Origin of the sequence: Paenibacillus sp. 1781tsa1 (assembly GCF_024159265.1) — a bacterium.
In the GTDB taxonomy this organism is placed as follows: domain Bacteria; phylum Bacillota; class Bacilli; order Paenibacillales; family Paenibacillaceae; genus Paenibacillus.
Genome location: NZ_JAMYWY010000001.1, coordinates 3,110,463 through 3,125,777, shown reverse-complemented (window position 1 = coordinate 3,125,777; position 15,315 = coordinate 3,110,463). Strand labels below are relative to the sequence as shown.

The following is a 15,315-nucleotide window of genomic DNA, read 5'->3' as shown; positions in this document are numbered from 1 at the left end:
GAGCCGCCATAAGGCGGCTCTTAACAAGGAATTGTTCTTTGTTACTACTCATAGTTCAATGATTCTTGTTGCAATATTGGTACAAAATTCACGATCATGCTCTACAAAAAGCAGGGTTGGTGAGTATTCCAGCAGCAAGTCTTCAATCTGCATACGTGAAATGACATCTACATAATTGAGTGGTTCATCCCAAATATGCAGATGAGCTCTCTCACTAAGACTTTTGGCAATGAGCACTTTCTTTTTTTGACCTGCACTAAACGTTGAGATATCTTTCTCCAATTGCAGTCTGGAAAAATCCAACTTCCGAAGTATCGATTTAAACAGGCTCTCATCAATCCCCTGTATCGCCGCATACTCAGATAATTGCCCTCCGAGATCGGACGTGTCCTGCGACACATACGAGATTTTAAGCTGGTAATCCTTTCGGAAAAGGCCTGTGTAAGCAATATCTTCACCACAGATCAGTTTAAGAATGCTGGATTTGCCAGATCCATTTTTACCGTAAAGGGCAATACGATCTCCTTTTTCAACCGTCATACTGACATCCTTGCACACCGTATTGGCCCCGTACGATATCGACACATGTTCCAATTCGACAAGTTCATTCTTGTGAAAATCCAGCTGATGGATCTGCAGTCGTTCTGCACTCTCGATATTCTTAAGAAGTTTAGACTTATCTTGAATCGCAGATTGCTGCCTTTGTTCGATATTTTTGGAACGTTTCATCATTTTGGCAGCCTTATGCCCAATATATCCTTTATCCACCTTGGAACCGGAGTTTCTCGTACCATTTTTGGTCTTTTCAACTTCATGCGACCATCCACCAGTCCGTTTGGCAGAATCGGATAAACGCTTGATATCTTTTATTAATTTCTCATTACTCGCAAGTTCAAACTGATCTTGCCTTCTTTTATTTTCCCACCAAGCGGAGAAATTGCCTTTCTGAATCTCGATGTTGCTCTTATTGATGGAAAGGATGTGGTCTACACTTTGATCCAGGAAGGATCGATCATGAGACACCAAAATAAATCCACTCTTGCTGCGGAGATAATCACCTACGATCTGTCTCGCATGAAGATCAAGATGATTGGTTGGTTCATCAATGAGCAGAAACCGATTGTCCTTCAGGAACAAGGCAGCCAGCATCACCTTTGTTTGTTCTCCGTTGGATAACGTGTCGAAAGGCCGATACAATACATCTTCCGACACCTTCAACAGATTAAACTCGCGCACAACTTGCCAGTGCAGATATTCAGGATGAATCTCGCCGATGACATCGACGGTCATAGCTCCCTTATTCTCTACCTGGAAAGGAAAGTATTCAAAGCTAACATTCGCAGAGATATGTCCGCTGTATTCATATTTACCGAGCAACAGATTGAGGAATGTCGTTTTGCCTCTGCCGTTCCTGCCGGTAAAACCCAATTTCCAATCGGAGTCTAACTGAAAACTAACATTTTCAAATATATTATCGTAACTGCCATCATAGGCAAAGGTCAGGTTGGTAACGTTAATTAAAGACATGCAGATCATCCTTTTTATGTGAAATATAAAAGTAAACTGACGGGATTTCACCATCAAACCTGGCATGGATTCCCTCACTTTAATATTTGAACATAATCAGAATTTAGATTCGCTTATACGATAAAGAAACCTGGCGATATAACCTTCAGCGCCAAGTAGATCTATGCATAGGAGGATAAAGTGTCGGATTCTGATTAGTTATATTGTGAACCATGCCATTGTTCAATTTCGTTGACAGGTCCACATAAACATCTACAACCTCTAATTCTGTCATCACTTTATCACCCCTTTGAAAGCTCACAATTTGAATACAAAAAACGTAACATGGAACAACAACACGGGTCAAGGCGGGAAATCAGATAAAATCTCATATTATATCCGACCTTGATTAATATAAATATCCTAAGAAATCGAGTTCTCCTTCTTCCCATGGCCGGTTTCCAACTTCTTTAATCATTAACCCCTCCACCTTTTGAGTCCCTACTCCAACTGTGGTTAAGGTTTCATGATTAATTTTCAACCACTTACATGTGTTGCTTACCGTTTTGAATCCATTTTTGCGATACAATCCCTCATGATCCGCAAATAAAAGGACAAAATCAACATGCCCTTTGGCCAACCTTTCCACTTCGGATATTAACAAAGAAGCGATTCCTTGAGAGCGAATAGCCGGAGAAACACACAAATCGATGATCCCCATCACTCTGATCGGTGTTCCATTTAAATTCATCACCCTGTAATCCAGTCCCACTTGCCCAACGAGTTGGTTATCTGGGGTGAATGCCAATACTCTACTTTGTGGTATTTGCTTAAAGAACAATCTGTCTTTCGGATACACCTCTGGAAAACTGGCAACAAGTAATTCTTGAAGAAGAGTTGACCATTCTTCACTTAGATCCACATCATATGTTTTAATTAATTTCAAAAAAATATCCTCCTAAATCAAGCCATTGGGTACACGTTAAGGAGCATAGGCATCCTCTACTTCAACTTTTCGTTCATTCCCCATCGTAACATATCTTACGTTAATCATATTTCCTTTCTGGAAATGGGGAATATGTGTAATCGGGATATAAGTCTCTACAATTGTTGGAAAGGTGCGGCCGTCAACTTGGGTTACAGTTAAATCCAATCGCACGCCCGGCCTTCCATCCATACTGGATGAAGTCTGTACAATATCGTGGATGATTGCTTCTGCTGGAATTCCGTCCATCAGAATGCTCTTGCGAAGGTGCTGTTTCTTTTTAGTGTTACGTAGCTGTTTAAATATCATAATCGTAGCGATCGTGCCTGTTATAAGCCCGAAGAAAATAAAACCGACGATAGTGATTAATGTGACAGTCATGATAACCTCCTTTTATTTGAAACTTATGTTAACTAATTCTTGTTTATATCTTTTATTCCTGCCTATTTTCTTGAATCGGAAAGCTTTAAAGTCAAAAAAGCCGCCTTAAGGGCGGCCTCCTATGTGTATGTTCAACCTCAATCTACTTTCGCACCATACGAGCGCACAAACAGAACGGCTTGTTCACGATCCAAACGTACACCTTTGATATCCAATGATTTCAGATCGATCCCTTCCAGGTTAGCCCCTCTTAAATCCGCCCCTTGCAGCTTCGCTCTGCTTAATACGACTCGGGTAAGATCACAGTCTCTCAGATCCGCTTTGGTGAAATCCGTATCCGTAAAGTCAGCTTCAAAGAAACGAATTCCTCGCAAATCCTGTTTGCCTAATCGGGTATGTCTCAGATTTGTATAAGACCAATCGCCGTGACTTAGTGTAATCCCATCCATTTGCGCACCTGAAAAGTCCGATCCTGTCATCTTGCAAGAGTTGAATTTGGAAGCAAATAGATTCGCACCACCAAATGAGCAGTTTTCAAACGCCGATTCCGTATGAATTGAACCATTCATGGAAGCACCTTTGAAGTCACACTCGATAAAACGGCAGTTACTCGTTTCGATTTCTTCCATAGAAGCGTTCATAAATGTACATTGCTTGAAAACACAACTTACGAGTTCTCCATAGCGCAGATCACGCCCCTCAAAATGTACTTCTTCATATTCCTGATCCTTATATTGATACACTGGTTACACCCCACATTGTATATTTCTCCGTCTTTCTTCTTTAAAAGAACTTTTTATACTATACCACACCCCTGTCAAGTACCTGCTTAAACACCATTGAAAGTCAAGTATCTTTTTTTGTAAAAATGATCTTAAAACTACAAAAGGAACGCAATATGCGTCCCTCCAACTCACCCAACTCACAATTTTATCAGTTCCAATGTGAGCGTATGTAATGAATCTGCCCATTGCTTCATCTATTCGTATTAGAGAAGCACTACACCAGTATTTTGGACATTCGATACAGGGACAGCGAAGGTTTGTTGATTTCCCCTACTCGCTGGTAACCCAAACGTTCATACAGTTGGATAGCCCGAGCATTTTCTTTTTTAACCGTAAGTGAAGATTTGGACAGACCTTGTGTTATAGCTTGCTCCTCAGCATATTGAATGAGTTGTGTCCCTACACCAAGTCCTCTGCTTTCAGGCAAGGTAGCCAATGTTCCGATGTGGTACTCGTCGTTCTCCGCTTCTTTTAATGTCACCATGGAGTAGAACTCTTTCCAGTGTTGGAGATTATACTTGATCAGGCTCCATTTCCGAAGTTCAAACAGCTTGGAGAACGTCGGCAAAGCAAGTTTGTTCATTAGAGTAGTCGGATAACACATGATCATGCCCAGCGTTTGGCTACCCATTTCGGCTTCATAAGCATATTGGTGACTGAATCGTTTCTGTTTCGAACGCCATAACTTGTTGAATGTTTTTTCTAAAATGCTTTTATCCTTGGTACCCGCAAGCGAATAGGCCATATATTCAAGTGCCATCTGATTCAGTTGCCCGCCGACCAAAGAGTGTGGGCTGGCTTTCTTAATGGAAATCTTATTCATCGCTGTCACTCCTCTAGGTAGCTGAAATCGCATTAAAACCCGGCATCAGGTTGATTCATTGATATGCCCTCAACGATGACGTTCACCGTATCAATGGTTAATCCGGTCAGCTGCTCCACATGCACTCTCACATTGTTTTGCAATTCCCTGCAGACTTCATGCACTTTCGTTCCATAACAAACGACAACCTTTAAGTTGATCTCCAGTCTGGATTCTACGTTGCGGACAACTATGCCATTTTGCCGACTTTTCCCGCTCCACTTTTTGGTAATTCCTTCTACAAATCCTGTCGACATGGAGGAAATCTCACTGGTAGTATTCGCGATCTTGCCAACAATTTTGGAGATCACATCATCCGATATTTGAATTTTCCCAAGAACATTTTGAATGGACATCCCATGTCCTCCTCTTTGTATCTGTATTTTTGATAGATAGTAATATCATTTAATACAAATATAAATCATATAGAGTCCGATTTCAACTTTTTGAATTCAGTCGTCCACATTTCTAACTGTACATACCAAAAAAGCCACGATCACCGTGGCTTCTGTTGGTCATATTATGGGAATTTCAATTGAATACGAACAGGAATGTGGGAGTGGGAGGATGACTCGCGCTCTGTTCTGCCTTCTTCTGCTGCCACTGTTTCTTCTACTTGCACGATCCACTGTCTGCCAATTAACGATTGCAGCAATTTAATCTCATGTACGGTCAGATGAATATGCTTCAGTGACAGTTCATCTTGCACATAATCCCGATCCACCTTACGGTCAAATCGGAAATCAAGCAGTCTCTTCAAGCCGTTAATATGCAAAAACTTGAACTCATAACCTTGACGTATCGCCTTTTCCCAATCGTCTCCGATATCAGCTGCTGTCTGTAATCTTTCATCAAAATCCATCGCAGGTTCCTTAACCAGAGACAACAAACGTGCATATTCCCGACGTTGTAACCATTCAATTATCACTTCTCCCGGTACCCCACTTGTCAGCACATTCTCTACAAGGAGCCCGACAGGAATGGACAGCTGAGTTCGACTCATTGCTCTCTCTCCTCATTCCTGAGATACTGATTAAACCAGGCATTTACCTGTTCGAAGCTATCAATCCGCAGTGAAGGTTTACCGCTTTTGAGCAAACTGTGGTTGGAGCCCGGATAACGAATCAGTTTGGTCTTTTTGCCGTATCGTTTTAGCGTGGTATACAATTCCTCCGCTTGCGCAATCGGTGTCCGATAGTCCTGTTCCCCGTGCATGATCAGAAGCGGCGTCTCGATGTGGTGTGCATGGGCAAGAGGTGAGCGAGACCATAGGAATTCAGCGTTTTCCGCCGGATTACCTCCAATGACTCCCTCCACATAGGAAATTCCAATATCGCTCGTTCCGTACATGGACAACCAGTTGGAGATACAGCGCTGGGTTACAGCTGCCTTGAAACGGTGCGTATGTGCTACAATCCAGTTCGTCATTACGCCGCCATAACTGCCACCCGCTACGCCCAAACGTGATTCATCCAGGAAATCATACGTATCCAATGCATAATCAACAGCTTCCATCAGATCCCGGTAATCCCCTCCGGCAAAATCGCCGCGGCAAGCTCTGGCAAACTCCTGACCGTATCCCATACTTCCGCGAGGGTTGATCCACAGCACAGCGTACCCTTGCGCAACGAGTGTCTGCATCTCATGACTGTATGTTCCCGTATACATCGCGTGAGGTCCACCATGAATCTGTAGTATCAGTGGTAGCTTCCCATTGTTGTCACGTATTGCCGGAGTAGCTAACCAACCTTGAATCGGCCATCCATCGGAAGACTTAAACTCTACACGCACAGGCGCATTTACAGCTAAACCAGCCATGAATTCATCATTTCGCCGGGTGAGCCTGAACATCTCACCACTGTCGATATCCACGCGATATAACTCTCCAGGTTGTTCAGCAGTCAAAGCAGCGATAACCAGCGACGTACCATCTGGCGTTAAGGTATACTGATACACATCCTTTTCACCAGCGCCCGTCACCGTTTGATAAGCTCCATCTTCTTGAATGCGGTACACGTCCACATTCCCGTTATGCGTTCCGAGTACATATACACCACGTTCCGGATGATGGACATCCGAGATAGGAGAAGGTGATGCACCTGCTGACTTCATATCTCCCAGTGCTGCGTTACCAATCTGCATATCTAACTGTGGTGCAATTATCCTGGGTTCCCCCCGATGAACAGGGACAGCGTATAAGCTGTTGTGGCTCCCGCTCCCATACTCACGATCACTGGCGATTAGGATCAGCTGCTGCCCATCCGCTGAATACGAAAACTGGCTCACCGCCAGACTGGAATCCGTCACTTTGAAGAGTTCACTCTCTCCCAATCGAATGCTATATACATCTGTAAAGTACAGTAGATCCGCATCGAGTTCCTCATCCTCCACTTGCTTGGATATGAAGGAAAGGTACTGGCTATCTGGCGACCATGCCGGAGCACTGATATTCCACAGCCCGGAAGTCACCTGTGTGATTTCCCCACTTCCGATCTCGTATACAAACAAATGGCTGTATTGACCATCCCACCAGCCAACCCCTTCCGCCTTCGGCGTTGTACGCTCAAAAACCTTGCCTCGCAGCACAGGTGCGGGCTCCTGTTGGGCGTCATCGTTCTTCTGTTGGTCCTCCGGTTGCACTTTGCTGGTAAACGCAATGTACTGCCCGTTCGGGGACCAGATATAATTCAATATTTTACGTGCGGGAGAGATCAGCATAACCGGCTCTTTTTGATCTGAATGAAGCGTCCATAGTCCTTTCCCCCCATCCACTGAGCGAATGAATGTGAGCTGTGTGCCATCCGGCGACCAAGCAGGTGAGGAATCCTTTGTTCCATCCGAAAGTGCAATATCTTCATCACCATCGAGGGAAATCCCTCGAATTTGCGTGTTATATTCGTTTTTATCCTGATCTATGGTCTGTTCCACATAAGCCACTTGTCCGTTCGGGCTGACAACAGGCTGACTTATCCAACGATAGTGACTCAGATCCTCCGGCAGAATTGGTCTTTGATTCATAATGATGGCTCCCTTCTCCGTTTATTTTTGGGTTGTCTCCGTACGTGGATCAAGCACATCACGCAGCCAATCTCCAAGGAAAATAACACCGAGTACGGTAAATGTAATGGCTAGTCCCGGGAATGTAGCGACCCACCAGCTTGTTGCAACGTATTGTCTGCCATCACTGAGCATCCCTCCCCAGGATACATCAGGTGGTTTGATACCCAGACCGAGGAAGCTGAGTGAAGCTTCCATAATAATCGTTGTGCCGACATTCATACCGCAGATCACGATAAAGGATGAAAGGATATTCGGCAGAATGTGTTTGAGAATCAGTCTTCCATTCTTCGCGCCAATCGATCTGGCCGCATGAACAAAATCACGCTCTTTGATACTGAGAACCTCACTTCTTACCACACGGGTGAATGGAACCCAGTTCGTCACTCCGATGACAAAAATCAGCGTTGTAATACCCGGGCCAACAATCGCCATCACAACGAGCATAAATAGAATGGTTGGGATCGCCATGAAGGCATCACCTACACGCATGATGATGGCATCCAGCCATTTCCCGTAGAATCCGGATACCAACCCCAAAATGGCGCCAATGATGCCTGATACAATCACGGCACCCATCCCCACGATTAAGGAAACCCGGGCACCATATACAATTCGGCTCCACATGTCTCTGCCCAGATTGTCGGTCCCCAGCCAGTATTCGGCCGTTCCACCCTCAAGCCATGCAGGCGGTTTAAGGCGATTGAGCGGATTCACTGCCGCTGGATCATGACTCGTCAATAGAGGTGCACCTATGGCGATTAACACCACCAACAATACAAGCACAGCACCAAACATTCCGGTCTTGCTGATGATCAGTTGTTGCCAGATATAACGAAATCCCGTTGGTGCACGTCCATTGTCCTGTTCCTGTTCTGTACCCGGAATTGGCATTTCATTGCTGCCTGTCATATGATTGCACCTCCTTCTAGTCGTATTTGATGCGCGGATCAAGCAGCCTGTAGGCCACATCCGTCAAGATGTTGGTTACCACTACGATGACAGCAATGACAAACACCGCAGCCTGTACAATCGCCATATCATGTGTGTTGACTGCAACGACCAACAATTGACCCAGTCCAGGCCATGAGAATACCGTTTCCGTAATCAAAGTTCCCCCGATCAGACTTGTAAACTGCAAACTCATAATTGTCACGACCGGAATCAATCCGTTCCGAAACGCATGTTTCACAATGACAACCATCCGACCAAGTCCTTTGCTGCGGGCTGTTCGAATATAGTCCTGATTCAGAATCTCCAGCATGCTGGAGCGAATCAGCCGGGTCATCTGAGCAGCCAGTCCAACGCCGAGCGTGAATGCCGGCAAGATCAGATGTGACAATCCTCCGCGACCGGATACCGGCAATACGCCCAGCATGACGGAGAACAAGAGGATAAGCATGATCCCCATCCAGAAGTTTGGCATCGCCTTACCAATGACGGATATTCCAGAAATGATGAGATCGGTAAATGTATTGCGTTTGACAGCTGAAATGACCCCAAGTGGCACAGCCATAAGTACAGCAAAGAACATGGCGGCTACTGCCAGTTCAAAGCTGGCAGGCAATCTCTCCAGCACAAGCTCTAACGCAGGTTGATTGTAGCGAAAAGACTGACCAAAGTCTCCCTGGATCGCACTTCCCAGAAATTTCACGTATTGCGTATATAAAGGCTGGTCCAAACCGAGCGCCTGCGTCAAAACAGCACGATCTTCAGCGGTAGCCGTTTCAGGCAACATTAGCGCAACCGGATCACCAGTGACTCGAACCAAAATGAACACAATTAATGAAACAATGAACAGCACCGGAATGATCTGAAGTAATGACTTAAGTACGTATTTGCCCATTCCTTGTTCACCTCCCTTGTAAAGAAAAACACTTATCGACGTACTTTCACAGAAGACAGACCGCAGTTAGTTGAAGTTTTTCTTGCGATGATCGAATCCTTCAGCTCCGCTGAAAACGTATAAATTCTATCATCTTAAAAAAGAACGGCAGGAACATGGTTTTCCAGTCCCTGCCGTTCACGGCCTTATCTTTTCAATGACCGGTTGTTATGCTCGATGTTACTGTGCAACAGGTGTGATCTCGTCAGCATAGAACATCTCGTCACTGCGCGGCGCGAAGTTCACTTTCGCATTTGTTCCGTAGACACCTTCCATTTGGTACAGATATACGGCTGGGCGTTCTTCAGAGAAGATCTGCTGTACTTGCTGATACTCTTTCTCACGAGCCGCTGGGTCCATGTTCACCAATGCCGATTGAAGCAGTTTTTCTACTTCAGGATTGTTGTAATCCGACTCGCCTTTGGCTTCTTCCAACATATAACGATTGTAGTTATTCGAAGCATCGAACAAGGAGTTACCAATACCGATCATAAAGATTTCTTTGAATGATTTGGAGCTGTAACGTTCACTGAATGCACTTGCTTCCAGGACATCCAGGTTGATTTTGAATCCGGCTTGTTCCAGCATCGCTGCAACAACTTCAGCCTGTTCTTTGTACTGTGCGGAAACGGAGATGGTCATCTCGGCTTCACCTTCTGCATAGCCAGCTTCTTGCAGCAACTGTTTTGCTTTTGCTTGATCGTAGAGTGACGTTTTGTACAATGAAGGATCAGCACCGAAGTTGCCTGGTGTTACGGATGTGCGGGTTACGATACCTGCTCCGCCGGCAATGCTGTCCACGATTCCTTGTTTGTCGATGGCCAGGTCAATGGCTTCACGTACTTTCGGATCAGCCGTGATGCTGCCTTCTGTCTGACGGAAGATCAACTGAAGCACACGTTGGATTGGTGCTTTGACAATCTTTTTGTCTGCTTCACCTTCGATCCGGGCAATATCAGTGGACGGAATGGAAGACGCAACATCTACACCACCGGCAAGTAATTCGGATACACGTGTAGAGGCTTCAGGAATAACGCGGAATACCACTTCATTCCATTTTGGTTCACCGTCGAAGTAGTTCTCGTTTTTCACCAATTCCACACGATCATCTTTGGTCCATTTACTGAACTTGTAAGGACCTGTGCCTACCGGTTGTTTAAGGAAAGCATCAAATCCTTTATCCGCAATATATTTTGCCGGCAGAATACCAGCTCCCATTTTGGACAAACGATTCAGGAGCAACGGATCTGGGCCATCCGTGATGATGTCTACGGTATAGTCATCCACCGCTTTAACTTCTACGATATTTTTGAAATAACTGTTTTGTTTCAGTGTCTCGTCCTTGGCTACGCGCTCCAGCGTGTATTTTACATCTGCCGAAGTGAAAGGATCGCCATTGTGGAAGGTTACGCCTTCACGCAGCTTGAATCTCCATGTTGTGTCATCAACCTGATCCCATGACGTCGCAAGTCCCGCGACTTTTTTCTGTTCACTGTCATTCTTGATCAAGTAATCAAAAACATTGACCAGGACAGCCTCACTGGAGGTGTTGTTGTTGTTGTGCGGATCGAAACTCTCAATATCTGTTGCTGCAGCAATGGTCAGTGTTGTACTTGCGCTTCCACTGCCCGTTCCTTCTGTTACGGCATTGTCATTGGTGCTAGTTGTTTTTCCTCCGCAGGCGCTGAGTACCATGACGATTGCCAGTAATGTGATCCACAAGCCTGTCCATTGTCTTTTTTTCATTGTGATTGCTCCCCCTCAGAAGTTGTATTCCTTGCCAAAAATTCAAGAGCTACTGCAGACAACATGCCCACTCCATAAGGCATCGCTGTCTCATCGAGATCAAACATAGGATGGTGAAGTGGATAGCGAGTCCGTTCCTCATCATTACCAGATCCAAGTCTGAAAAATACACCCGGAATCTGTTCACAATAAAAAGCGAAATCCTCTCCCCCTGTAGAGGGTTTGATATAGTTCCATCCCTTCTGCACATTAACCTGGTCGCAGGTCTCTGTCAGCAGGTCAACCATGCCGAGATCATTCACGACAACAGGGTATCCATCACCGTAGACGACTTCGCATCCTGCTCCGAAAGAATCACAGACCCCTTTAACAACCTGCTCGATCAAAGCTGGCATCCGTTCACGAATGGCAGGTGAGAGTGTACGAACCGTACCGATCATCTCCACTTCCGGGGCGATGGCTGTTCCCATATAACCTCCGGTGATTTTGCCAATGGTGACTACAGCGGGTTCAAGCGGATCGACCATCCGACTGACGATATTTTGCAAGGCGGTGATGACCTGAGCAGATACCGCAATCGCGTCAATGCCTTCATGCGGACGAGCCGCATGTCCACCTTTGCCAGACACCTTAATAATCAAGGGATCAGCTGAAGCAAATGCAACGCCCTGACTTACGCCCAAGGTTCCCGTGTCCTGTCCAGGTGTCATGTGTAACCCTGCGATGGCATCAACCTTGGGATTCTCCAGAACACCGTCCTGGATCATGGCTCTTGCCCCTGCAAGTCCCTCTTCCGCTGGCTGGAAAATGAATTTGATGTTGCCTGATTTCGGTCTTCCAAGGCCAGTAAGCAATTGGGCAGCTCCCATCAGGATGGAGGTGTGAGCGTCATGTCCACACAGATGCGCTTTGCCATCTACTTGCGAGCGGTATTCCACCGCTTTCTGATCCTGGATTGGCAGAGCATCCATGTCTGCGCGCAAGGCAAAGGTTGGTCCATCTGTCTCTCCGCGAAGCAGGCCTGTGACACCGGTCTGTCCCACATTACGTGTAACTTCCAGGCCCAGGCTTTCCAGATGTTCAGCTACGATAGAGGATGTGCGATGCTCCTCGTAGCCAATCTCAGGATGGCGATGCAGATCTCTGCGCCAGGCGCTTAACTGGTCTTGTAATGGCTGAGCCAGCTTAATCAGTTCTGAACGATTCATTCGCTGTCATTCCCTTCATTTTCATCCGATTCAGAAACCAAACGGGCATAGATCGCGTCAGCCGAGAATTCGATATGTCTTTTCATCGTCTCTCGGGACTTGAACCTGTCATGTGCTTTCAGCGCTTCAAGAATCTCCATATGTACACCGTGGTTGACGGTACGTATCCGGTCATCATAGGGCATCAAATCCAGCGCCGGATTAATTTTGGTCCGGATCTGTCTGACCGCTCTCTCGCAATAGGGATTTCCCGAAGCTTTGGCAATGGTCAGATGAAATTTCACATCCAGCGCCCTGAACCATTCCCTTGTACAGTCCGGCTCTATACTTTGTTCCATATAGCCCTCAAGCAGCTCCAGTTCGCCTGCGGTGATCCGCTCAGCAGCGAGAAAAGCTCCCTCCGGCTCGATGATCGTTCGATATTCAAACACCTTCAGCATCTGTGACCAATCCCGCTTAATCTCTTCTCTGGTCCGTTTATGCGAATTGGCTGTCAGAGGCAGTACAAATGTTCCGCCTTTGGCACCCACCCTTTTCTCAATCAAGCCTTTCTCTTCCAGTGAAGAGAGTGCTTCACGAACGGTAATGCGGCTTACGTTAAAAATCTCTGCCAGATCTCGCTCGGCTGGAAGCTGTTCTTCACTCATTAATTCTTTCAGAATAATGGCTTCTTCCAATTGTTCTCTAATGAATTCACTAACCTTTTTGGTGGATACTTTCTCAAAACGAAATGAAAACGTACTGGACATCTGAACACTCCGATCTGTATATGGTCTAGACCTTATACCATTAATATAATTCCGACTAAACTTATATGCAATACTTTTTTTCAATTAAATTCATATTTTTTTCTCACCACCTCCCAATTGAACCATTTGGGCACAAAAAAGACGCATCTGCATTGAGCAGAAGCATCTCTTTCTCCTCTATAATTTCTTATTAGCAAAGGGTCTAAAATCGTCCGTAACTGCAAGTTTGGTGCTTCCCTCCAGGTAAAAGTTGTCATCCGCTCTCCACGTATGGCTTTTTTTGTTTTTTCTCCGGTGATACACATAATTGAAAGGTGAGGTCGCGTACGCTTTGAATCCTCTTTTCCTGCATTGTCTCAGGAAGGTTACATCTTCCCCTACTGAACGGTCCGTGAAGCGGACCTTTTTCAAGATCTCCCTTTTAAATAAAATAGTACCCCCTTGTACAAATTCAACCGGTTTATTTTTTTCAGCAGGGGATCTGACCAATAGTGTCTTGGACGCACCCAAGTAGACCAGGCACGAATGTTTGCCCACAATATCACTTTTGGTCCGTCTAAGTTCTCTCACCTGTTCTGTCAAATAATATGGCGAATAGTAGTCATCATCATCAAATTTGGCAATCAACGAAAAACGAGCCCTTGTCATGCCAGCGTTCAGGCTTTGTCCCAGGGAAATGCTCTCCGGAACCTGATATACATGAACATTGGCAAGATTTCGAACACGGTTCTGGAATGACGCCAGATTCATACTGTCATGATTCAGGACAATGATCAGTTCTTTGCTTTTATAATGCTGCCGACTGTAATTTTGCAGGATGTTTTCAAAAAATTGCGGCCGATTGGTACATACAACAATGGAAACACCATGACTCATTTTGTTTTTAGTCAAGATATACCCTCTTTTCAGCTCAGTTTTCTCTCATCATATGTGCTGAAATAGAGTCTGGTATGGACCAATAGCTAGTATCCAAAACACCAAAAACCCTCTGTCCTAATAACGGGACAAAGGGTTCTGTAATCTGTGCTTTCTGTATTTCCTTCTGTTCTATGCTTCGCTAGCGTTATTCAAGTATACAGCCTTACCTGTGCGAGCAGATTCATAGAGTGCTTCCAGGATCTGAGATACAACCAGCGCTTGTTTTGGTGTAACGACTGGCTCCTGATCGTTCTCAATCGCTTCAATCCACTTTCTCATCTCCACATCTGGTGCGCTCTCGCTCTTGCCATCATAGAAAGCTACCCCACCTGCACTCAGTTCAATTTCATTGGTGTACAGACGGCTGAATTTCTCGCCATTAATGCGCAGTCCGTTCTTCATATCCGCACCTGCTTCACTTCCACTCAAGCTGCATTTGGCTTCATCCACGTCCAGTGAGTTGAGCGCCCAGCTGGATTCTAGCATGATCGTTGCTCCATTCTCCATCACAATCATGCCGAAGGCCGAATCTTCTACGGAGAATTGTTTCGGGTCCCACGGGCCCCAGGCGTTGGCTGCATTTTCACGTTGCGAGAGCTCATGATAGGTCGTGCCGAGAACAACCTTTGGCTGGTAGTTATCCATCATCCATAGCGTCAGATCAAGTGCGTGTGTACCAATATCAATCAGCGGACCGCCGCCTTGTTTCTCCTCATCCAGGAAAACACCCCAGGTTGGTACTGCTCTACGTCTAATGGCATGTGCTTTGGCAAAATAGATATTCCCCAGATCACCCGCTTCGCACACCTTCTTCAAGTATTGACTGTCTTCTCTGAATCGGTTGTTGTATCCTATCGTCAGTTTCTTGCCGGTACGCTCTGCCGCTTCAAGCATGAGCTGTGCTTCGGCAGAGGTCTTCGCCATCGGCTTCTCACACATGACATGTTTGCCCGCTTCCAGGGCAGCAATGGAAATCTCGGCATGAGAAATATTCGGCGTAAGCACATGCACAATATCCAGAGACTCATCTTTGAGCAATTCCTGATAATCGGTGTAGACTTCAGCATCCGTAGAGCCATATTTCTGCTTGGCTTCATCTGCACGTTCCTGAACAATATCGCAGAAAGCCACCAGTTCAACATTATCCAGTTTACTCAGACTTGGCAGATGTTTACCATTCGCGATTCCACCACAGCCAATAATTCCGATACGATATACTTTACTCATATATAT

At 45.6% G+C, this 15,315-nt stretch carries 15 protein-coding genes; all 15 read right to left on the bottom strand.

Annotated features, from left to right (window positions below):
• Positions 1-48 precede the first annotated feature (48 nt).
• The 15 genes from abc-f to NKT06_RS13865 all read right to left on the bottom strand — a co-directional run bounded on the left by abc-f (position 49) and on the right by NKT06_RS13865 (position 15,309).
• On the bottom strand, positions 49-1,527 hold the full coding sequence (gene abc-f / locus NKT06_RS13935) for a ribosomal protection-like ABC-F family protein (protein ID WP_253435158.1): 1,479 nt from the start codon (positions 1,525-1,527) through the stop codon (positions 49-51).
• Between the two features lie 388 nt (positions 1,528-1,915).
• Positions 1,916-2,452, bottom strand: coding sequence for a GNAT family N-acetyltransferase (locus tag NKT06_RS13930; protein WP_253435154.1), 537 nt, complete (start codon positions 2,450-2,452; stop codon positions 1,916-1,918).
• 36 nt (positions 2,453-2,488) lie between these two features.
• Positions 2,489-2,872, bottom strand: a complete 384-nt coding sequence (locus tag NKT06_RS13925) for a hypothetical protein (protein ID WP_253435151.1) — start codon at positions 2,870-2,872, stop codon at positions 2,489-2,491.
• A 137-nt stretch (positions 2,873-3,009) separates the two neighbouring features.
• Complete coding sequence (locus NKT06_RS13920; protein ID WP_253435147.1) at positions 3,010-3,615, bottom strand: pentapeptide repeat-containing protein; 606 nt, start codon at positions 3,613-3,615, stop codon at positions 3,010-3,012.
• A gap of 256 nt (positions 3,616-3,871) precedes the next feature.
• Positions 3,872-4,480 (bottom strand): GNAT family N-acetyltransferase, encoded by a 609-nt coding sequence (locus tag NKT06_RS13915; RefSeq protein ID WP_253435144.1) that lies wholly within the window; start codon positions 4,478-4,480, stop codon positions 3,872-3,874.
• A gap of 32 nt (positions 4,481-4,512) precedes the next feature.
• The gene (locus NKT06_RS13910; protein WP_253435140.1) at positions 4,513-4,875 is read right to left on the bottom strand and encodes an Asp23/Gls24 family envelope stress response protein; all 363 of its coding nucleotides are present in this window, start codon (positions 4,873-4,875) and stop codon (positions 4,513-4,515) included.
• A 164-nt stretch (positions 4,876-5,039) separates the two neighbouring features.
• The gene (locus NKT06_RS13905) at positions 5,040-5,522 is read right to left on the bottom strand and encodes a hypothetical protein (RefSeq protein WP_253435137.1); all 483 of its coding nucleotides are present in this window, start codon (positions 5,520-5,522) and stop codon (positions 5,040-5,042) included.
• Positions 5,519-7,537 (bottom strand): alpha/beta hydrolase family protein, encoded by a 2,019-nt coding sequence (locus NKT06_RS13900; RefSeq protein ID WP_253435132.1) that lies wholly within the window; start codon positions 7,535-7,537, stop codon positions 5,519-5,521. The genes NKT06_RS13905 and NKT06_RS13900 overlap by 4 nt, the downstream gene beginning before the upstream one ends.
• Positions 7,538-7,558: 21 nt before the next feature.
• A complete protein-coding gene (locus NKT06_RS13895; protein WP_253435129.1) occupies positions 7,559-8,488 on the bottom strand; it encodes an ABC transporter permease in 930 nt (309 codons plus the stop codon).
• A 16-nt stretch (positions 8,489-8,504) separates the two neighbouring features.
• Entirely contained in the window at positions 8,505-9,422 is a 918-nt protein-coding gene (locus tag NKT06_RS13890; RefSeq protein ID WP_145147472.1) for an ABC transporter permease, read from the bottom strand.
• 219 nt (positions 9,423-9,641) lie between these two features.
• Positions 9,642-11,207, bottom strand: coding sequence for an ABC transporter substrate-binding protein (locus NKT06_RS13885; protein WP_253435126.1), 1,566 nt, complete (start codon positions 11,205-11,207; stop codon positions 9,642-9,644).
• Positions 11,204-12,415: a M20 metallopeptidase family protein gene (locus tag NKT06_RS13880; RefSeq protein WP_253435124.1), complete on the bottom strand. Its 1,212-nt coding sequence runs from the start codon at positions 12,413-12,415 to the stop codon at positions 11,204-11,206. The genes NKT06_RS13885 and NKT06_RS13880 overlap by 4 nt, the downstream gene beginning before the upstream one ends.
• Complete coding sequence (locus tag NKT06_RS13875; protein ID WP_253435122.1) at positions 12,412-13,164, bottom strand: FadR/GntR family transcriptional regulator; 753 nt, start codon at positions 13,162-13,164, stop codon at positions 12,412-12,414. The genes NKT06_RS13880 and NKT06_RS13875 overlap by 4 nt, the downstream gene beginning before the upstream one ends.
• 177 nt (positions 13,165-13,341) lie before the next feature.
• A complete protein-coding gene (locus tag NKT06_RS13870; protein WP_253435120.1) occupies positions 13,342-14,055 on the bottom strand; it encodes a glycosyltransferase family 2 protein in 714 nt (237 codons plus the stop codon).
• Positions 14,056-14,211: 156 nt separating this feature from the next.
• Positions 14,212-15,309, bottom strand: coding sequence for a Gfo/Idh/MocA family protein (locus tag NKT06_RS13865; protein WP_253435118.1), 1,098 nt, complete (start codon positions 15,307-15,309; stop codon positions 14,212-14,214).
• Positions 15,310-15,315 lie beyond the last annotated feature (6 nt).

Excerpts from the sequence above, each read along its gene's own strand:
- abc-f (WP_253435158.1), bottom strand. The coding sequence starts at position 1,527 with ATGTCTTTAATTAACGTTACCAACCTGACCTTTGCCTATGATGGCAGT.
- NKT06_RS13925 (WP_253435151.1), bottom strand. The coding sequence starts at position 2,872 with ATGACTGTCACATTAATCACTATCGTCGGTTTTATTTTCTTCGGGCTT.
- NKT06_RS13915 (WP_253435144.1), bottom strand. The coding sequence starts at position 4,480 with ATGAATAAGATTTCCATTAAGAAAGCCAGCCCACACTCTTTGGTCGGC.
- NKT06_RS13910 (WP_253435140.1), bottom strand. The coding sequence starts at position 4,875 with ATGTCCATTCAAAATGTTCTTGGGAAAATTCAAATATCGGATGATGTG.
- NKT06_RS13905 (WP_253435137.1), bottom strand. The coding sequence starts at position 5,522 with ATGAGTCGAACTCAGCTGTCCATTCCTGTCGGGCTCCTTGTAGAGAAT.
- NKT06_RS13900 (WP_253435132.1), bottom strand. The coding sequence starts at position 7,537 with ATGAATCAAAGACCAATTCTGCCGGAGGATCTGAGTCACTATCGTTGG.
- NKT06_RS13895 (WP_253435129.1), bottom strand. The coding sequence starts at position 8,488 with ATGACAGGCAGCAATGAAATGCCAATTCCGGGTACAGAACAGGAACAG.
- NKT06_RS13890 (WP_145147472.1), bottom strand. The coding sequence starts at position 9,422 with ATGGGCAAATACGTACTTAAGTCATTACTTCAGATCATTCCGGTGCTG.
- NKT06_RS13885 (WP_253435126.1), bottom strand. The coding sequence starts at position 11,207 with ATGAAAAAAAGACAATGGACAGGCTTGTGGATCACATTACTGGCAATC.
- NKT06_RS13880 (WP_253435124.1), bottom strand. The coding sequence starts at position 12,415 with ATGAATCGTTCAGAACTGATTAAGCTGGCTCAGCCATTACAAGACCAG.
- NKT06_RS13875 (WP_253435122.1), bottom strand. The coding sequence starts at position 13,164 with ATGTCCAGTACGTTTTCATTTCGTTTTGAGAAAGTATCCACCAAAAAG.
- NKT06_RS13865 (WP_253435118.1), bottom strand. The coding sequence starts at position 15,309 with ATGAGTAAAGTATATCGTATCGGAATTATTGGCTGTGGTGGAATCGCG.